The following is a 19158-nucleotide window of genomic DNA, read 5'->3' on the forward strand; positions in this document are numbered from 1 at the left end:
GCACATTGCCACCTGTCTACTGGGTTGCCGATGCGGCAATGATCAGGGTCCCCAGGACACCCAGATCATGCGCCGCCTGGTATTCCGCCCGCTTGCGTTCCTCGTAGGTGGAGATCTTTTCGATTTCCGAGTCGTACAGATCGCGACCCGTCGTCAGCAGGTCCAGCAACTCGCGCTGCCCGCCAATGAACTGTTGTTCGTAATTGTCCAGCACGCGCTTCGATTCGATCAGCTGCTGCGACCGCGCGCTTTCGGTCCGGCGCAGGATTTCGATCTGCTGCAACGCGCTGGCGGCCGTATTGGTGAGCTCGCGCTCGGTGAAAACCAGCGTCGATTCCGCCGCCTGCAGGTCCAGCTGCGCCGCCTGGATCTGACGCCGCCCCAGCCCGCTTGAGCTCAGGTCCACCCCCGTGGACAGGCCGATCGCGGCCCGGCTTTTGCCGCCGTTCAGGTCGGCACGCCCCTGTGCCTGCAACTTTATCGTCGGCAGCCGCGAGGCCCTGGCGATTTCCACACCGGCTGCGGCCTCGTCCACCCCCGCACGGGCGGCGATGTAATCCGGCGCGATGCGCACGGCAGAGCGGATTTTTGCGGCCTCGGCATAGCGGCGGGAAAAGCCCAGATCGCTCGGCGTACCAACGGCCCCCACCTTCCCGCCGACCAGAAACTCGATCTGCGACAACGCGATGCGCTGGTTGGCCATAAGCTGCGAAAGCTGGTCCTCCGCGCGGGCAATTTCCAGACGCGCGCGCGCAACTTCGCCATTGTCGCCGATGCCCGCCCTGGCGCGATCCTGCGCCTGCCCCGCGATCCGCTTGGCAAAGGCGAAATAGTCACGCGTGCGCGCGATCTTGAGGTCGGTCACCTCGACGTCGATGAAATATTCGGCCACCTGAAGGGTCAGCCCCTCCACCGCCATTTTCAGGTCGGAAACCGCCTGCACGCGGACATGGGACGCCGCATTGATCTTGTTCCGGATCAGCCCCCAGTCAAACAGCACCTGTGACACCGTCAAGGTGATCCCCGGCCCGTTCGAATCGGTGGTGGAGGTATCGCCCGACAGGCTGACACTGGGGTAATATTCGTCGCGGGCCGACTGGATGTCGATTGTCCGGCTGGCAACCTTCTGGCGCAGCGCCGAGATTTCGCCATCCCTTTCCGTGGCGCGCAGAACAGCCGTGCTCAGCGCCATCTGCGCCTGCGCCGGTGTCACCAGCACCAGCAAAAGCAACAGCGCAAACCCGGAGTTCAGCCAAACGGCAAAGTGCCGACACCAGTGGTGGATGGGGTCAACACGCTTCATACGACAAACTCCGTCAACAATTCAGCCAGCAGATCGAGCGGAGCGTCAGACTCCGCATTTGGCAGGACATCTGCCGTTTCAGAGGCACCGACAAACGTGCCGTCCACGGTGACTTCATCCGAACCAATCGATTCGCCTGCCACATCTTCCGCCCCCGACTCGGCATCGGCCTCCTGAGTATCCATATCATATTCCGAAGGGTCCAGGACCTCGGATTCACCCCCGGTGAAATCGTCAATGATCTGCGCAAGATCATCTTCCTCTTCCCTTCCGGTCTCCGGCGCAGTGCTGCTGCCGCCGCCCGAAAGGAAATCCACGCCCGAACCAAGCGAAATCCCGGCCCCGGCCAGAAGCAAAGGATTGGACCAATCCACCGATTGCCCGACCAGCCCGTCCTGATCGGCATCCCCGTCATCGCCCGCGGCATCTTCCGCCCCCGATGCCTGTGCCATCTGCTCCGTCGCCCCGTCGGGATAGGCCGGTTCGGGCCCCATCAGCCCGGTCACAAAGGGGTCTCCGCTGGGCAGCAGAAGACGGCTGAAGTCGCCATTCTCTCCGATCACGAAAAAGTCCTCGACCCGAAGCGTGGTGCCATCCGAAAAGGTCACAACCAGGTCAGAACCCAGCTTGTCCGAGGCAACGATGGAGGCCGCCCCATTCACAAGCGCGACATCCATCGGCTTGTTCAGTGACACGTTCGACGCAGTTTGCAGGTCTCCCGCTTCGGAAGATCCCCTTTGCTTCAGTGTAACGCCGACTGCCAAGGCCAGTCCTTTCCAAATCTCTTTGTCTCACCCGGAAGAAATCCCAAAACATGTTGGACTCCCACCCAACCAGAGGTGGTTTTCTTTAAAACGTTCCAGGCCGTTCTTTACAAGTTGTAATTGTACTCTTTTGCACGCTGCAACTAAATTGAGTTAATTCTATGGCACTCGATAAAAATTAACGATACTAAATACTTACCACAATACACTCATGCGAAATATGGCCACCACATGACTGTGGTGACCACCTGTCCTCCCCGCCTGAATCGCGCTCGTTAAACGCTGTCGTCGTTGGTCAGGCCACCCAGCAATCCACCAAAGGGCGAGTTGTGCCCTTGTTCCGCGCCCTGGTCGAAGAGAATGCCCAGAGCGTCCTCGACCGCAGTCGCCTCCGCAAGTTCGCCAACCTCGGCCCCGATCAGCTCGCCAATTTCGCCCACTTCCTCGACTTCGGCATCGTTGCCCAGAAGCGCGTCAAAGGCGGCCTCCTCACCGGTGATGTCACTCACGCCACCAGCCAGAATATCGTTCAGAAGGTTGTCGATATAATCGTCGGTTTCGCCGGTATCGACCGGATCGGAAAGCTCCAGCACACCTTGCTCGATCAGGCTTCCGGAAAGCCCCTCGCCACCGGTCAGACCCGCGAACAGGTCATCGCCTTCCGCGTCGTTTTCGACAACATTGATACCAAAGACATCCGTTTCGCCAAGCAGCCCGTCAAGAACCGACCCGCCCAGCTCGAAAATTTCCCCGGCAGGATCCAGGGTTTCATCACCGATCCCGGCCACCAGCGTATCCAGGAACCCGCCATCGCCTTCGGCGTCGCCAACCGGCAGATCTTCGACGACCGCTTCGACGGTTTCCTCGACCATATCGGCGGCGGGTGCCGCTGCGGGTGCTTCATCGACATTGTCCACCGGCGGGGGAATCACCCCTTCGGTCAGAACACCGCCGACCGATGGCAGCGTATCCGCAAGTACGCCTGCCACAGGCGTTTCACCAAGCAGACCGCCCGCAACACCCGCGTCCCCGAGAACCTCATCCGCAAGGTCCTCGACCGTCTCTGCGGCATCCTCGACCACTTCCGGCGTGACAACTTCCGCGACTTCCGCAACAGGCTCATCAACCGCCTGCACTTCGGGAAGAACATCTTCAACATCCGGTGCGTCACCACCAAGCAGACCACCGAGGACACCATCCACAAGGTCTTCGACAGTTTCTACAACGTCTTCAACCACTTCCGGCGCGACGACATCCGCCACATCCGGCGCGACATCCCCGAGCAATTCACCAACGACGCCCTCGTCGCCAAGAACCTCATCCACAAGGTCCTCGACCGTCTCGACGACATCCTCGACCACCTCAGGCGCGACGACATCCGCCACATCCGCAACCGGCTCATCAACCGCCTGCACCTCAGGAAGAACATCCTCAACATCCGGCACGGCACCGCCGAGCAGACCACCGAGGACACCATCCGTGAGGTCTTCGACCGTTTCTACAACGTCCTCAACCACTTCCGGCGCGACCACGTCGGCCACATCCGGCGCAGCATCCCCGAGCAATTCACCAACGACACCCTCGTCGCCAAGAACCTCATCCACAAGGTCCTCGACCGTCTCGACGACATCCTCGACCACTTCAGGCGCGACAACATCCGCCACATCCGCAACCGGCGCATCAACCGCCTGAACTTCGGGAAGAACATCTTCCACGTCCGGCGTGTCACCGCCAAGCAGACCGCCCAACAGACCACCGACGACACCGTCCTCCCCGAGAACCTCATCCGCAAGGTCTTCGACAGTCTCTACGACATCCGCCACATCCGCGACCGGCGCATCAACCGCCTGAACTTCGGGAAGAACATCTTCAACGTCCGGCGTGTCACCTCCGAGAAGTCCGCCCAGCAGACCACCGAGGACACCTTCCTCACCGAGAACCGCATCCACAAGGTCTCCGACAGTTTCTACAACGTCTTCAACCACTTCCGGCGCGGCCACGTCGGCCACATCCGGCGCGACATCCCCGAGCAGACCACCAACAACGCCCTCGTCGCCAAGAACCTCATCCACAAGGTCCTGGACCGTCTCGACGACATCCTCGATCACCTCAGGCGCGACAACATCCGCAACTGGCTCATCAACCGCCTGCACCTCAGGAAGAACATCCTCAACGTCCGGCGTGTCACCTCCGAGAAGACCGCCCAACAAACCACCGACGACGCCATCCTCCCCGAGAACCGCATCCGCAAGGTCTTCGACCGTCTCGACAGCATCCTCAACCACCTCAGGCGAGACAACATCCGCCACATCCGGCGCGACATCCCCGAGCAGGTCACCAACGACGCCCTCGTCGCCAAGAACCTCATCCACAAGGTCTTCGACTGCCTCGACGACATCCTCGACCACCTCAGGCGCGACGACATCCGCCACATCCGCAACCGGCGCATCAACCGCCTGCACCTCAGGAAGAACATCCTCAACATCCGGCACGGCACCGCCGAGCAGACCACCGAGGACACCATCCACAAGGTCTTCGACAGTTTCTACAACGTCTTCAACCACTTCAGGCGAGACCACGTCGGCCACATCCGGCGCGACATCTCCGAGCAGGTCACCAACGACGCCCTCGTCGCCAAGAACCTCATCCGCAAGGTCCTCGACCGTCTCGACGACATCCTCGACCACATCCGCAACAGGCTCATCAACCGCCTGCACTTCGGGAAGAACATCTTCAACATCCGGCGCGTCGCCGCCAAGCAGGCCACCCAGAAGACCGCCATCGCCCAGCACCGCATCGACAACGCCGTCGTCGCCCAGCAGGCCTCCGACGACGCCATCCTCTCCGAGAACCGCATCAGCAAGGTCTTCTACCGTATCTACAACATCCTCGACCACTTCCGGTGCGGCCACATCCGCCACATCCGGCGTGTCGCCGCCAAGCAGGCCGCCCAGCAAACCACCGCCCAGCACCGCATCCACAACGCCGTCGTCGCCCAGAAGACCACCGACGACGCCATCCTCCCCGAGAACCGCATCCGCAAGCTCTTCGACAGTCTCTACGACATCCTCGACCACTTCCGGTGCAGCCACATCCGCCACATCCGGTGCGGCACCGCCAAGCAGGCCGCCCAGAAGGCCACCACCCAGCACCGCATCCACAACGCCGTCGTCGCCCAGCAGGCCTCCGACGATACCGTCTTCACCAAGGACACCATCCGCGAGGTCTTCGACCGTTTCTACAACATCCCCGACCAGTTCCTGCGGCAAGATATCCGCGGCGGACGGCAGCTCAGGCGCGTCGTCGGAACCGCCCCCGAAGAGACCGCCAAGAAGCGGCACCGACCCGAGCAGACCGCCAATGCCACCCTGCTCACCCGACAAACCGCCCAGCAGGCCGCCATCGCCAAGCAGGCCACCCAAAACGCCGTCGTCCCCGAGGACGCCGTCAACCAGACCGTCATCACCAAGGAGCCCGCCAACCAGCCCGTCATCACCAAGGAGACCGCCAACCAGACCGTCTTCGCCAAGGACACCGTCAACCAGACCGTCATCGCCCAGAAGCCCGCCGACAATCCCGTCATCGCCAAGCACCGCGTCAACCAGACCATCGTCTCCGAGAACGGAATCGATAACACCCCCGTCGCCGAGCACCCCCGAAAGGACGCCGTCTTCGCCGGTGAGCACGTCCACCACGCCATTCTCGCCCAGAACGGAACCAAGCACGCCGCCCTCGCCGAGCAGACCACCCAGGACACCATCCTCACCGAGGACACCGCCAACCAGCCCGTCATCGCCAAGGACACCGTCCAGGACACCATCAACCAGGCCGTCATCGCCAAGGATCCCGCCAACCAGACCATCATCGCCCAGGACACCGTCCAGGACACCATCAACCAGACCGTCCTCGCCAAGGATCCCGTCAACCAGCCCGTCATCGCCAAGGACACCGTCCAGCACCCCATCGACCAGACCGTCCTCGCCAAGGATCCCGTCAACCAGCCCGTCATCGCCAAGGACGCCGTCCAGAACCCCATCGACCAGACCGTCCTCGCCGAGGATCCCGTCGACCAGCCCGTCATCACCAAGGACACCGTCCAGAACCCCATCGACCAGACCGTCCTCGCCGAGGATTCCGTCGACCAGCCCGTCATCACCCAGAAGCCCGTCCACGACCCCATCGACCAGACCGCCGTCGCCGAGGACACCGTCAACCAGACCGCCATCGCCCAGAAGCCCGCCGAGAACGCCATCGACCAGCCCGCCATCGCCAAGCACCGCGTCGATCAGTCCATCATCCCCGAGAACGGAATCGATAATGCCGCCGTCGCCCAGAACACCCGCAAGGATGCCATCCTCGCCGATGATCGCATCGATCACGCCATTCTCGCCCAGAACGGAGCCAAGCAACCCGTCCCCGCCGAGCAGGCCATCCAGCAGGTCGTCCACAAGACCACCATCGCCGATGACCGAATCGATAACCCCCCCGACAACGCCATCCTCACCCAGAAGGCCGCCGATCACCCCCTGATCGTCCGGGCTGACATCTTCCTCGGGGCTGGCATTTCCGCCGTTGTTGTTGCCGGTCTCGACCACCGGCGCGGTCAATCCACCCCCGCGGACTTCGGTCTGCGCCGCGACCGGAGAAACGGTCATTGTATTCGAAACGGCAACAATACCGGGCGCATTTGTCTCGCCGGCAATGCTGAAAATTTGCTGATTTTCCTGGAATGCAGGGGTGGCCGCAAGGTCGCTCGCGGCGGATTCCTGCCTCTCTTTGCCAAGCGAATCGGTCCGGGCGCCGGCTTCAGTCAAGGGAGATTCGGATTGGAACTCGGCCGCGACACCGGCTTCGGCCGCAATATCGCCCGCGCCGTCAACCGGCCCGCCGCCACGCTGCGTCTGAGATCCGGCTTTCGCGACGGGCGCAAGGAAATCGCCTCCGGGCAGGGTCGCCGCAAAGGCAAGCAGCCCGTCCTGGGACGCGCTCTGCGATGCCAGGCCCATGCCGATCGCGCCAGCCGTGACTGACACGCCGGTGTTACGCGACCCCATTTCGCTCAATGCCTGAAAGTGGGACATCGGAATCGGCGAACGCGCGCCCTGATCCTGCGCCTGAGTACCCTTGTTGCTCTCAAACTTGCCCAATTGGCAGCTCCATGACCCTGAGCCGTTCACACGACATGATGCCTTGCATCAAAAACGCGGTGCCCCGCCCTCGGTCATCACGACGAAAGCGAGGACACCCATACTTTTAACCATACACCGCTTAGTACGAAACTCTACAGAAATTATCCATACCAAAGCATTACAGACTTAAGATATAGTGCAATTTTGCCTCACCTGACAAGGCTGTCGTAATGGCGATTCTGGAAACAATCCTTGCCCCCCCGGGCCGGTTCCGACATCCTTTTGAGAGTCGCACCGGGGTTAGCCAGGGGATCGGCTCGGGGGGGCAGCCATATTCTTTCGCGCGATTTCGCTGCTGGGCTCATCAAGCATCTCGGGTTGCCAGAATGCTCAGGGTGCGGGTTCATTTCGTACCAGGTAAAAACAGCCGAAGATGTGGCTCTTGCATCAAAGCTAGGAGTGACGGTCAACGAAGCGCCACACCAGTCGCGCCAATATTGTCTCAACAATATGCTCGCAATGCCCTGTCATACGCGTCAAACCGACAAACAGGAACGGTTTTGTCCTCAACCCACGCACCCATGCGGCACCCAGCATCACACAACGTCGAGGAAACGAAGAATGCGAAAGGTGAGGTGCCCCTAGATTTGTAGACGCATTGGCTCCTAATTTTGAGGCAAAGAGGCCGACATGAGGACAAGCCCCTTGTAGCGTCGAATTGCGCATCGCGTTGGTGGCAACGACTTCATCACTGTGTGTGAACCATAGCCACGCGTCGACATGGGGAAAAAAGATAGGGAAATTTGTCAGCAAAATCATAATCCATTCCGATTACAGCCGTGACGGGCGCCTGAAGTATCTTCTCGGAATTGGTGCTTGAGGCAGTCGCAGCCAACACCGCCTTAGCGTCGTCGCTTACCCGTCTTCTCGGAGTCCGCGGTTCTGGCGGAGAGCTTTGAACGCACCCACCGGGCGAACCTGGTTTGCATGGGCGTCGTGCCGATCCAGATCGACTCGATCCAAAACCTTCCCTTCGTAAGCGTCCGGTCTGACAGCTTTGTGGTCAGAGCGTCTTCTGCAACACAGATTTGACGAAATCGGTTTTTCCGTCAGCGTATTGGCCCCGGCCTGTATCTCCAAGGTTTTTGACGAGGTTTTGTTTGAGGGCAACATATTGTGCACGTAGTTTTGGATCGGACCGCAGTGCATTTCGGAATGTTATCTGATCCGCGTAGTCGGGATCATCTGGTTGGTAAAAATGTAAATTATGGGTCCGTACATCACCATCGCGTAGCCGTATGAAGAGGCGGCCACTGCGCATGCCGCGGTCGATGTAGCCTAGCTCAACAAGCGCTGCGGCGATTTGAGTTTCCTCGGTTGAACGTAGGGCTATATCTAGAACTGGTTTGGCCTGCAGTCCTGGCACAGCGGTACTGCCGATGTGGTCGATCTCAAAAGTCACGCCCGCAAGAGCCTCGGATATCAGCGATGCCTCGGTCTCAAATAGGTCAGCCCATCGTGGATCGTGTTCGCGCAGGGAGAGGGTTGCCTGACGGAGGCCAAGGGCTGTGTCTATTGAGGTCATGAGATTGGGTGTCCAGTTTTCCATGGCAGCAGATCATCGACACGATTGATCTTGTAATCTGGGATGCGGGCAAGCGTGTCTGCCAGCCATACTTGTGGGTCGATACCGTTCAGTTTGGCGGTTTCGATCAGTGTGTAGGCGATGGCGGCTGCGCGACCGCCGGTCTGTGATCCGACGAACAGGTAGTTTTTGCGCCCAATTGCGATAGACCGCATCGCGCGTTCTGCGGTGTTATTGTCGAGTTCCAGAATGCCGTGATTGAGGTAGGGCCGCAGCCGCGCCATGCGCGTCAGGGCATATCGCATTGCGCCCGCCAGCGGCGATTTACCAGAGATACTGGGCAGTTGGATGTGCAGCCAGACCTCCAGGTCATCGAAGATTGGCTTTGCCTGCGCTTGTCTGATCTCGATACGCCGATCTGGTGGCGATCCGCGCGCTTCCTTCTCAACAGCGTAGAGTTGCGCGATGCGCTTGATGGTCTCGTCTGCGATGGCCGAACCTTGGGCGCGGTGGATGTCAACAAACTTGCGCCTAACGTGGGCCATGCAGGCCACTTCGTGGATGCCGCTCGAGCGATACAGGTCTTCGAATCCGGCATAGCCGTCCGCGTGCATCCAGCCTTGGTATTTTGAAAGATGGTCCTTCGGGTGCTGCCCTTTGCGGTCTGGCGAGAACTGATACCAGCTTGCGGGTGGGGCATCGCTGCCCCAAGGGCGCTCATCACGGCCATATGCCCACAATCGCGCCGTCGCGGTCTTGCCGGTGCCGGGTGCGAGCATTTTTACGGGTGTGTCGTCTGCAAAGATCGTTTGCCCGGCCAGCACGTGCCGTCCAATGGCATCCGCTAGCGGTTCCAGAAGGGCTGTAGATTTACCAACCCAATCGGCCAGCGTGGAGCGATCAATGTCGATCCCGTCGCGCTCGAAGATACCGCTTTGGCGATAGAGCGGAAGATGGTCGGCGTATTTGTTGACCAACACATGGGCCAGCAAACCCGGCCCCGGCCTTCCGCGTTCAATCGGGCGCGATGGCAATGTAGCTTGTGTGAACGCTTGACAGCCCGAACAGGCAAAGCGCGGCCGTATAATGCGGTTCACGATGAACCGGCCAAGAATGTATTCCAGCTCTTCGGTTACATCTTCTCCCAGACGACGCAGACCGCCGCACTGGGCGCAATCATCGTCGCCACTGGTCAGTTCAACTTCCATGCGCGGGATGTGATCTGGGATCGGACGTCGCTTTGGTTTGTCTTTTGGTTCTTCGTCTGGAAGACGCAGCTTTGCCGTCATCTTGGCAACAGCGATCTCGCTGTTCTCCAGCGCCAGCTGAAGCTGTTCGATGCTCTCAGATGACGATCCAAACCGATGATGACGCTGACCTGCTAACTGATGTCGTAGCTTCTCGATCAAGACCGCTTGTGACTTCACCTCTGCCAGCAAAAGCGCTGTGAACTGCCTCAGTTCATCAGGGTCTTTTGGCAAAGATTTGTCGACGTCCAGCATGGTCGAACGATAGCAAAATAACGACGCGGCGGGAATCCCACGCGAGCGTTCATCACCGTTTTATCCCGCCTTGAGCGGTGTCCAACTGCGTTGCGGCACACGCCAATCGATCCCTTCCAGCAGCATCGCCAATTGCGCAGCAGTCAGGGCGATCTTGCCCTCTTTGGCGGACGGCCAAACAAAGCGGCCTTTCTCAAGCCGCTTGCTGAACAGACACGCGCCCTGGCCATCCCACCAAATGATCTTGATCAGGTCACCGCCCCGTCCACGGAAGACAAACAGGTGTCCCGTGAACGGATACTGCTTCAACGTCTGTTCCGCCTGAGCTGCCAGCGTCGTAAATCCTCGCCGCATGTAGGTTACAACGGCAGCCAGCCAGACCCGCGTGTTCGCCGGGACAGGGATCATGCAGACAGACCTCGGATGAGCCGGGCCAATGCTTCGGGATCGTAGCCACCAATGATTCTCAAACGGTGACCGCCCGCAATATCGATCTCAATAGCACTTTGGGCAGGCATGGCGTCAGCCGTCGGGACCGTGCCTTTGGTCTCAGGCCGGTTCACAATCTCGACCGGGAGAAAGCATGGCTTCTCAGCAACCTCGTCTTCAACGATCTCCCGATCCGGCGCAAACTTGGGATCACGCAGCCATTTGTGGATCAGATTGGTGTTCATGGCGTACCGCCGCGCGACCTGCGCTACCGACGCCCCCGGCGCGCATGTTTGCGCGCAGATCGACACCTTCTCTTCGTCCGACCAAAATCGCTTCTTCTGACCCTTCTTGCCCGCCATATCTGTCCTCAAGACGTCCACTATCAATGGTGGACACCTATCAACACACTCTATGGCGCGTCAGTGCAGGCAGGCCGGACGCTTACTTCCCTTCTCCCCGGAACTGCGCTTGAGTGCCGCGTTGGAGTGGGCCGAAATTCAGCCTTCACTAAATGTCGAGATCGAATGGGATTGCCCACAACATGGGAAAGGAACGATCAATGCCTTACTGCGACTCGACACGGCGAACCAAGCGGATATCATCAGTCAGGGAGGTTTGTTGCCGACTATCTTGCAACGTTTCAGCTAAATCACAGTGCGTTTGCGCTTGATTAGCAACACATTTTTACAAGATACACTTTGCGGCTACTTGAAGCTGCCGCAGCCTCTTAATGCGATCGTAAGCTGGATAGAAACGATATTGGACCTGTCGCATTTTCGTGCCGCTCCAAGTGCCCGTTTACCCCCAGCGCCGCCAGCTTTTCTGCAAGGTATACCCCAGGTCTTCGACTTCGCTTGCGATCCGGTCGAGGTCTGGTCCGAAAAGGTCGGGAAAGAAATCCGGCATCGGGCGCTCAAGCGTTGCGTTCACCTTCCTTTCCAGACGATCCGACGGATAGCTGCGCGGGGCGATCCCCAAAAAGGATTCGAGCGCCCCGAGCGTTGCGCCGGTGTCCAAAAACAGGTCTTCGTAATACTGCACATGCAACATTTCAGGCCGAAGTCCTGCGGTCATTTTCCGCAAGGCGACACCGTATTCGCAATTGTCCCAAATGAAGGGCCGCCTGGCGAATGTGCGAAATTCCTCCGGGCTCCATGTGTCCAGTTTGTCAACCTGACCGGTTACTTGCAGGTGAAATTTAACGTGGCTCCACAGCCGGTCCATCGGATCGCGCATGGTAAAGAGCACCCTGAGCTTGTCACAGTTGGCCGCAATCTCAGGCCAGGCCTGCGCAGGCAACAAGGCGCTGAAGTTCGAAAAATCGCAACTGTAGGTGCCCCGACGCTTTGCCCGAAAGAGGTTAGCGTACCATATATCGTTGATCGGCTCATTCAGATAGGCGTCGAGAAAGCGCAGGTTGCGCCTGACCTGATGGATATCGGACCGGGCCGGATCAATGCGCGACAGGACACGCGCCGTCGCGTTTTGCAACCGTCTTTCGTTGCTCAGGATCGCTTCTTGACCGTATTTGTAGTGAAAGTAGTGCAGCTCCTTCTCCGGCGTGAAATGCAGTTCGGGATGGCTTGCCATGACCCAATAAAGCCAGGTCGTCCCGCATTTCGATGCACCGACGCTCAGGAACAGATCGCCGAAAGGTTTGTTCTCGCTCACCTGCGCCCCCGCGTTGCCGGGCCATCGGGATCTTGCAGCCCGACGGCGCTGATGCCGCTCTTCAGCGCGCGCCCCATCAACATGTCCTCCCAACGCCCGAATTTGCCGATCAGGTGGATGTCCGATGCCGCAAGCCTGTCTTTCACCCGCGTCAGAAAGTCCGGCGTTTTGGCATTCATGAAGATCGCGGAATGCTCAACCTGTGTTTTGTGGCTGAAACGCAGTTCTGTGTTGTGGTCAAACATCCCAAGGTCGATCAGTTGATCCATCGCCTTGCGGGGGTCTGCCATGACTCGGTCTTGCGCCTCGGGAGAGGAATTTGTTTCAAGCATCAGCAGGGTTTCGTCCGGGGGGCAGCAGTTGTCGGCATAGGCGGACAGCACTGTCAGCCGATGGAACGGCACCTGGCGGGAGGCGAAACGGGCGAAATCGTATTCCTGCGCCCAGGGCGCGCGCACCGCCAGATAGGTCAGGTCCGACCGAGCATAGGGCAGGGCCGCCTTGGTCTCTGCGGGATCGAACGGCTGCTCCTCAATCAGATTGAGAAATTCAGGCAACGGCAGCGATGAAATGAGCGATGCGAACCGCGCAACTGACCCGTCCGAGAACCACGCCTTTTTCTTATCCAGCGACAGGCGCACCAGGCGCTTGTGATACCGCAGGCGGTTGGGGTTCAGCCCGCTGAGCAAGTATTGCGACAGCGCGCCCACTCCCACGTCAACGGGATAAAGATAAGAGGATTCCCCCACTTTGGCCTTGCCGGCAGGCAGCACCCGGTGGTTCCATTTGGGCGGCAGCGCGTCCAGATCGACGCATAGCCGCTTTTGATCGTAGGGGATCAGGAAACGTGCCGCAACTTCGGGGCCAAAGCTGTCCACCAGATAGCTGAGATAGGTGGGGGCTCCGTTGAGGGGGAAGTCCGGCAGCGGCACAGATGGCAGGTCCGCAATATTATCGCCCAGCGGCAGGGGAACCGGGAACGGCCTGCCCGCAACGTCGCAGAAAAACACGCTTTTCGAGCCATGTTGCCGAAAGGTTAAATCGGCCTCCACCGCCATCCATCGGCGCAGAGCGTCATCGAAATCCAGCATGATGTGGGGCCCGTAATCAAGCCGGTAGCCCGATACGTTCCGGCTTTGCGACCAGCCGCCGGGGGTGCCTTGGGCCTCGACCGCGCACCAATTCTGCCCGGCCTCCTGCAAAGCCCGCACCGCGCCGATGCCGCTCATGCCCAGCCCGACGACCAGATGCATGGGTGTATCTGTTTCCCGGTCAGCCGCCATCAATCACCGCGTCATAGATGTCGCGCAGCTCTTGGTACTGATCCGCCACCGGGCGCAGCGCGACAGGAGGCCGCGGCTTTTCGAACCGGTCGGGGTTGCTGTCCATAGCGCGCAGCAACGCGATCAGCGGGCCTGTTTCCGAGGTGTCGAAAATGTCGCCATTCACTCCCGGTTCGATATGATCCCCGGCGGCGCCCAGAGATGACGCCAGAACCCAGCACCCCGCTTGCGATGCCTCACGTGATATCAAATTGAAGCTTTCCGGCCAGAGCGACGGCACCACCACAACATCCGCACCGGCATAAAGCGCCGCGACCTGGGCTGTCGGCACATAACCGATGGTTTCGATGTCTGTCGTCCCCCATTTGCCCCCGCGCGAAAATCCTTCACGGCGGGCGTGGTCGATCACCGTAATATGGGTGTTTGACAGCTGCGCCTTGAGGATCGCAGCCCGCAGGAAATGAAACCCCTTCCGCTTGTCGATTCCGCCCATGTACAGAATTCGGACAGTATCACTGGCCGACCGGGGCAGCACCGCCAGCGGCGACACACCGTTTTCATTGACCCCGATGGTGTCACAAATGCCGGTCGACAGCAGGATGTCTCTGAATTTCCGCGATACCGTGAGCACCCGGTCAAAATTCGCGATGGCCGCGCTGAGCGCGTGCATCCGCCTGCGCGCGTGGGCGGGTCGCTGTGCATGGTAGTCGTAGAGAGCAGGCCGCAGATCGTCGTCAATGATGAACAGGTTATCGGCCACCCACCAGCCGTCATGCATCGTCAACACCATCGGGATGCCGCGCGCCTTGACCGCATCGACCAATTCCAGCCCCATCCGCTGGATACAGTGAAAATGCACCAGATCCGGCCGGACCCGGTCCAGAAACTGAAGAAACGGTTCCAGCATGTCATCGCGGCGCACCAGACGTTCCATATCATCCCGCCAGGGACAGGCCGCAGCAAAGACCGGGACACTCCCCCGCAGCCAGGTTTCATGGCGACCGGGCATGTTGCTGCCCACCAGCGTGCAAAAAACACCACAGGCGTCATAGCGGTCGTCCTGCATCATGCAGTCGATATTGTCCTCGATCACGCGCGAGGCCCCGCCGCGCGACTGAGGGGGAAAGGTCACGTTCACGAAAAGCACCCGTTTGGTCATGCGCCCTGCCCGATCCGTTCCAAAATGCTGCCGAGCGTCGCGCATTGCTGTGTGACGGAAAAACCCGCCAATACGGCGCGCCTTGCGGCATCCCCTATTTGTGCGCGCTCTGCCGGTGCGCCACATAGGTGGCTGATCGGCGTCACATAATCATCACCGCGCACCAGCAGCCCTGTTTCACCACCCTCAATACACCGAGTATAGGCATCCGTGGCGCTCAACACGGACGGAATGCCCAACAACCCCGCTTCAAGCCATTTGATCTCGCTCTTGCAGTCGGTGAATGTGCTTTTCTCAAGCGGCACGACGTTGATGTCGAACCTCTGTACTGTGGCCAGATAGGTCGCATAATCCCAGCCAAGGTCGATATGGCCAATGGATTGGCGGGCCGCGGCGTTCAACTGCCCGTGCAGTTCAGCGAATTCCCCGCAGAGCGAGAAATGCACCTTGCCGGGGAACGCCTCGGCGATCTCGATTGCCTGTGGCAAAAACACCTTTGCCACGTAATCCTTGTGCGATTTGGTGGCGGAACTGACAAAGATGCGGACCACATCATCGGCGCGCCTTTCATGCCGCGGTCCAAGGGATTGCAGCGCGCTCAGATGGCCGGAATCGATCCCGTTGGGCATCACAAATGATTGGCCAGATCGCACCAGCCCGCCCAGGACATCACTCAACGCCGGTGTCGAGGCGATGGCAAAGTCGCAGTTTCGGGCCACGCCAGCGTATAAATAGGGCAAGACCTTAAGTTCGGCATATTGGTCCGGGTCAAATCCCGCACCATAACTTTCACGCGTTTCGGGAAAGACCTCGGGATCAACAAGCAGGTCATCGATTTCAAAGACGGTCGGAAGGCCGAGAACCCGTGCCCGGTTGAGCAGCTTCAGAACCGCGTAATAGGCGGGCGTGCGGTAGAAGATCCAGGCGTCGAACAGCGCGCATTCCGCTGCGGCCTGTTCCGCCGCCTGATGCACGTCGAAGAGGGCAAAGTCGATCTCGAGGGCCTGCAGATACTCCAGCTTCTGATCCACGCGGTAGCGTTTGCATTGCGGCAGCCCCATGTCCGCGATGATGCCAATCCGCCTGATGCCCTGCCCTGCACGCCCGGGCGCGGTTTCAGCGGACCCGGCGTGAAACCGCGGGACTGCGTCAAGGACGTCGGTGAACCGGGCCGAAGATTGCTGTTCGGGGGGCATGGCCCTGCCCGATCTGGCGGCCAGACGCAGGGATCGATGGAGGTTCTGATGCCAAAGGCTCGCCGATTCATGCACCTTGTCGAGGGCAAACACAGACCCGTTTTCTTGCCTGAGTGCCTGCCGCGCCGCCGCAATCGCTTGCCTGTGCTGTCCCTGCTCGATACGGGCAGTGGCCATGTTTAAACGGGTCCAGAAAGCCTGCAGTCCATCGCGTGGTGTTTCAGGGTCAGGCACGGCCAGATCGCCTGCCTCGACCGCGTTTTGATGCGCGAACCTGTCGATCACATCGCTGCGCAGGCCCGATTGCTGCATCTTGAACGCCGCGCGGGGCATGCCACGCCCCCCTGTCGCTTCCAGCCGCTCCAGCCGGGCGTCGATGATGCTGACAAGCCCAAGGCTAAGCTTTTGCGGCGGGCGCGCGCCCTGCTCCAGCCCGCAGGTGATGAAATGCGCAAATGCCTGCAATGGGTTCAGCGCCACGTCGACATGCGCGTTCCGCGCGATGTAATCCAATTGGTCAAACCCGTCGAAATGAAGCGCCGCATCGCCGCAATAGTGCTGCATGAAATGCGGCATGCTGACGATTACGGTGTTGGCCGTGTCTGACTGCGCCCAGATTTCCTGAATCTCTATCGCGCTCAAATCCGTGCCATTCAATTCATTGTAAAAACCCGCATCCGGGACAAGAACCGGCGAGAACGGTCGCAAAGCAGCCTTGTATTCCGCCGCGAACTGGCGGACTGCCTGCGCGACCGTGGCCTGGGGTGCCTGCCAGTCTGCGCAGTTTCGGATATAGGACAGGTCAATCTCATGCACGCCAAAGTCCGGACGCGACCAGAACGGCGGCACCTGCCCCTGCGTCCGGCCTGCCAACCGCTGCTCGGCTCCTTTGGAAACCACAGATATCTGGCGCAACCGCGTCAGTTGCCGCCGCAGGCTTACCTCCGACCCCAGCATTTCAACAGAAGCGTCAAAGCAACGCGCATTGGACACCCCGGCCGAGGGTGCGCGGCCCTCCAGCAGCCCATGCGTCACGAAGTGTCGAAACGGATCCACCCCGGCGGCAGCGACATCCGTGTTTACCGTCAGATAATACGGCTCTTCGAAAACCGCATCTAACTGATGAAGCAACTCTGTCATCAGCTGATCAAGAAATGCCCATTTAAGCATTGAATCTACGGACCGGGCTATCATGGGATACCGCATTCGTCACAACTCGCTATTCAATTCTGAAATTCAATTTGAGGCATCTATTTGTGCGAACATACTGATGCCTCGGCATTTGCTGGTCAACTGTCGTACAAAAGACAATCCAGACGAGGCACTGTTGTATGGCCGCGAGTGCTTAGGCTCTGGATCCATTAAGGCACAAGATGCGGCGCGGTTGCGGTAATGGCTTGTGATGCGGACATCCCACCCAGTGAAGAAAACCCTATGTAACCCCTATGGAAAATCAAAATTCCGCACCCTTGTATGGAGCTAAATATTTGCAATGTATGGGAAGTTCTAAAGATATTCGTTTTGACTTTCCCCTACGGTAGAACACTCATCGAAATCGACAGTGCCTGTCCCTATCCTGTTCGGGCCCCGCTCGACTGCCACTCGTTTGCGAAGACCCAGGGTGACCCCAGACTGGAGGTCCTAGACAGCCAAGTCGCACCTTAGAGGGCGCAGCAGGCATTGAAATCCGATTTGGGTGCGCGTCCTTGTTTCGGCACCGGCAGGTCGGCTTGAAGGCTCTGTAAGCGCCCCTGAGCGCCCAAAAAGGCAGATCGGAGGTACCCCCAAAGAGCCTTCGCATCGCACCCTAACGCGCCCCTCTGCGACCCTGGGAAGCATCCGCATCAAATAGGCGCGCCGTTCATCGGACATCTCACTGAACGCTATCAAATCGCATCATCACAACGAACATTCAGGAGATAGAAAATGGACTTCAGCCCAACAGCCCAGATGCTTGCAAAAGCCATCAAAGACTCAGGCCTCTCGCACCGCGACATCGCAGATCAGGTCGGTTTCAAACATCCAAACATTCTGACCATGATGGAGCAAGGCCTTTTCAAGGTTCCCTTGGACCGCGTTCCTGCACTGTCGCAGGCCCTGGGTTTGGACCAAACAAGATTCCTGCTTGTTGCGATCGAAGACTACCATACCGGCGTCTATGAGGTGCTGTGCGACACACTTGGGTTGCCATTCAGCGATGCAGAACAAGGTTTGGTGATGTTGTTTCGGATGGCGAGCCTTAGAAACGAAATCGAGTTCGACGGGCCGTTTCGGAAAGCGCTGGAAGGGTTACTAGAACTTGCGGAAGCGGCGACTATGCGGTGAACTTAACTTAGGTGTCGGCGTGCGTTTCGTCCGACCCGGCACCTTAGGAAGTCCTACGCACCGACACAAGAAATCACGTCGTCGATACTGATGGGCGAATCCGCATGCCGCAAGCGGGCAGCCCAGCTACTTAATGCACTTTGTGACACTCTGCTTGACCCATCAGTCCAGAGTTCTCCACTTTTCATTCGGGAGACGGAAGACGGTGCTGAAATGCCGACCTTCCGGTTCGAGCCGCTCAATGACATTTGACTTCTTCGAAGGGCCGGCCGGGTCGGGCAAGACCTTCAGCATGGTGGCTCATGCCCGGCAATTGATCGAGAACGATGCGTTGGGTGAGGGTCAACGTATGCTTGCACTTACCTTTATGAATGGTGCGCGACGGCGGCTCACTTCTAGCCTGAACGCCGAGGCGTCTTTCAGACGAAAATTTGACTGTCTCACCTTTGACTCCTTTGCTCAGTCGTTGGCCAAACGAAGAAGTACCAAACTGACCGACGAAATGCGGCAGCAGGCCGAGGAGCTAGACCAATTTGACGGGCCTTGTTTCTTGGCCAGTGAACTGTTGAAAGATGCTGAGGTTCGTCATTGGGTGGCAAGAACATATCCCTTGGTGCTGGTCGATGAGGCCCAAGACCTCGTCGATGTTCATCGGCAGGGAATAATTCTTGGTTTGATGGAGTGTTGTGCGGCTGTGGCTGCCGCAGACGGTTTTCAGTGTTTGTGAACAGGCATGCAATTTTGACCCCGTAGCGGGGTGATCGGCATCCAAAAATGACCCCCTTACACTGATGTGGATAATGCCCCCC

Annotated in this window: 15 protein-coding genes; 4 read left to right on the forward strand and 11 right to left on the reverse strand. The window is 59.2% G+C overall.

The window, feature by feature from the left end:
• Positions 1-16: 16 nt before the first annotated feature.
• The 3 genes from PVW51_RS06290 to PVW51_RS06300 form a co-directional block, all read right to left on the reverse strand.
• Positions 17-1303 carry a TolC family protein gene (locus PVW51_RS06290; RefSeq protein WP_274574018.1) on the reverse strand — a complete coding sequence of 429 codons (1287 nt, stop codon included), beginning with the start codon at positions 1301-1303 and terminating at the stop codon, positions 17-19.
• Positions 1300-2067, reverse strand: a complete 768-nt coding sequence (locus tag PVW51_RS06295) for a hypothetical protein (RefSeq protein ID WP_274574020.1) — start codon at positions 2065-2067, stop codon at positions 1300-1302. The genes PVW51_RS06290 and PVW51_RS06295 overlap by 4 nt, the downstream gene beginning before the upstream one ends.
• A 275-nt stretch (positions 2068-2342) precedes the next feature.
• Entirely contained in the window at positions 2343-2660 is a 318-nt protein-coding gene (locus PVW51_RS06300) for a hypothetical protein (protein WP_274574024.1), read from the reverse strand.
• Positions 2661-2663: 3 nt separating this feature from the next.
• Here PVW51_RS06300 and PVW51_RS06305 point away from each other — a divergent pair, with 3 nt between their 5' ends.
• Complete coding sequence (locus PVW51_RS06305; RefSeq protein WP_274574026.1) at positions 2664-7097, forward strand: hypothetical protein; 4434 nt, start codon at positions 2664-2666, stop codon at positions 7095-7097.
• Between the two features lie 1041 nt (positions 7098-8138).
• On the forward strand, positions 8139-8288 hold the full coding sequence (locus PVW51_RS24285) for a hypothetical protein (RefSeq protein WP_443287614.1): 150 nt from the start codon (positions 8139-8141) through the stop codon (positions 8286-8288).
• Here the strand turns inward: PVW51_RS24285 and PVW51_RS06310 are convergent.
• From PVW51_RS06310 to PVW51_RS06345, 8 genes are all read right to left on the reverse strand, one after another.
• Complete coding sequence (locus PVW51_RS06310) at positions 8260-8805, reverse strand: GrpB family protein (RefSeq protein WP_274574028.1); 546 nt, start codon at positions 8803-8805, stop codon at positions 8260-8262. The genes PVW51_RS24285 and PVW51_RS06310 overlap by 29 nt on opposite strands.
• Positions 8778-10283 carry an IS66 family transposase gene (tnpC, locus tag PVW51_RS06315; protein ID WP_274574030.1) on the reverse strand — a complete coding sequence of 502 codons (1506 nt, stop codon included), beginning with the start codon at positions 10281-10283 and terminating at the stop codon, positions 8778-8780. The genes PVW51_RS06310 and tnpC overlap by 28 nt, the downstream gene beginning before the upstream one ends.
• A gap of 60 nt (positions 10284-10343) precedes the next feature.
• The gene (gene tnpB, locus PVW51_RS06320; protein WP_274574031.1) at positions 10344-10691 is read right to left on the reverse strand and encodes an IS66 family insertion sequence element accessory protein TnpB; all 348 of its coding nucleotides are present in this window, start codon (positions 10689-10691) and stop codon (positions 10344-10346) included.
• Complete coding sequence (gene tnpA, locus PVW51_RS06325) at positions 10688-11074, reverse strand: IS66-like element accessory protein TnpA (protein ID WP_274574032.1); 387 nt, start codon at positions 11072-11074, stop codon at positions 10688-10690. The genes tnpB and tnpA overlap by 4 nt, the downstream gene beginning before the upstream one ends.
• 439 nt (positions 11075-11513) lie before the next feature.
• Positions 11514-12386, reverse strand: a complete 873-nt coding sequence (locus PVW51_RS06330) for a sulfotransferase (protein ID WP_274574034.1) — start codon at positions 12384-12386, stop codon at positions 11514-11516.
• The gene (locus tag PVW51_RS06335) at positions 12383-13639 is read right to left on the reverse strand and encodes an FAD-dependent oxidoreductase (RefSeq protein WP_274574035.1); all 1257 of its coding nucleotides are present in this window, start codon (positions 13637-13639) and stop codon (positions 12383-12385) included. Before PVW51_RS06335 ends, PVW51_RS06330 begins: the two co-directional genes overlap by 4 nt.
• Positions 13640-13658: 19 nt before the next feature.
• On the reverse strand, positions 13659-14828 hold the full coding sequence (locus PVW51_RS06340; protein WP_274574036.1) for a glycosyltransferase: 1170 nt from the start codon (positions 14826-14828) through the stop codon (positions 13659-13661).
• On the reverse strand, positions 14825-17164 hold the full coding sequence (locus tag PVW51_RS06345) for a glycosyltransferase family protein (protein ID WP_274574038.1): 2340 nt from the start codon (positions 17162-17164) through the stop codon (positions 14825-14827). The genes PVW51_RS06340 and PVW51_RS06345 overlap by 4 nt, the downstream gene beginning before the upstream one ends.
• 786 nt (positions 17165-17950) lie before the next feature.
• On the opposite strand from PVW51_RS06345, the gene PVW51_RS06350 reads away from it, so the two are divergent.
• Both PVW51_RS06350 and PVW51_RS06355 read left to right on the forward strand, forming a co-directional pair.
• Positions 17951-18349, forward strand: a complete 399-nt coding sequence (locus tag PVW51_RS06350) for a helix-turn-helix domain-containing protein (protein ID WP_274574039.1) — start codon at positions 17951-17953, stop codon at positions 18347-18349.
• Positions 18350-18590: 241 nt separating this feature from the next.
• On the forward strand, positions 18591-19076 hold the full coding sequence (locus PVW51_RS06355) for a UvrD-helicase domain-containing protein (protein WP_274574040.1): 486 nt from the start codon (positions 18591-18593) through the stop codon (positions 19074-19076).
• Positions 19077-19158: the final 82 nt, after the last annotated feature.

This window comes from Sulfitobacter sp. PR48 (genome assembly GCF_028807335.1).
In the GTDB taxonomy this organism is placed as follows: Bacteria; Pseudomonadota; Alphaproteobacteria; order Rhodobacterales; family Rhodobacteraceae; genus Sulfitobacter.

Bases quoted from the DNA above. Each gene is read 5' to 3' on its own strand.
- PVW51_RS06290 (WP_274574018.1), bottom strand. From the start codon at position 1,303: ATGAAGCGTGTTGACCCCATCCACCACTGGTGTCGGCACTTTGCCGTT.
- PVW51_RS06310 (WP_274574028.1), bottom strand. From the start codon at position 8,805: ATGGAAAACTGGACACCCAATCTCATGACCTCAATAGACACAGCCCTT.
- tnpC (WP_274574030.1), bottom strand. From the start codon at position 10,283: ATGCTGGACGTCGACAAATCTTTGCCAAAAGACCCTGATGAACTGAGG.
- tnpB (WP_274574031.1), bottom strand. From the start codon at position 10,691: ATGATCCCTGTCCCGGCGAACACGCGGGTCTGGCTGGCTGCCGTTGTA.
- tnpA (WP_274574032.1), bottom strand. From the start codon at position 11,074: ATGGCGGGCAAGAAGGGTCAGAAGAAGCGATTTTGGTCGGACGAAGAG.
- PVW51_RS06335 (WP_274574035.1), bottom strand. From the start codon at position 13,639: ATGCATCTGGTCGTCGGGCTGGGCATGAGCGGCATCGGCGCGGTGCGG.
- PVW51_RS06340 (WP_274574036.1), bottom strand. From the start codon at position 14,828: ATGACCAAACGGGTGCTTTTCGTGAACGTGACCTTTCCCCCTCAGTCG.
- PVW51_RS06345 (WP_274574038.1), bottom strand. From the start codon at position 17,164: ATGACAGAGTTGCTTCATCAGTTAGATGCGGTTTTCGAAGAGCCGTAT.
- PVW51_RS06350 (WP_274574039.1), top strand. From the start codon at position 17,951: ATGGACTTCAGCCCAACAGCCCAGATGCTTGCAAAAGCCATCAAAGAC.
- PVW51_RS06355 (WP_274574040.1), top strand. From the start codon at position 18,591: ATGACATTTGACTTCTTCGAAGGGCCGGCCGGGTCGGGCAAGACCTTC.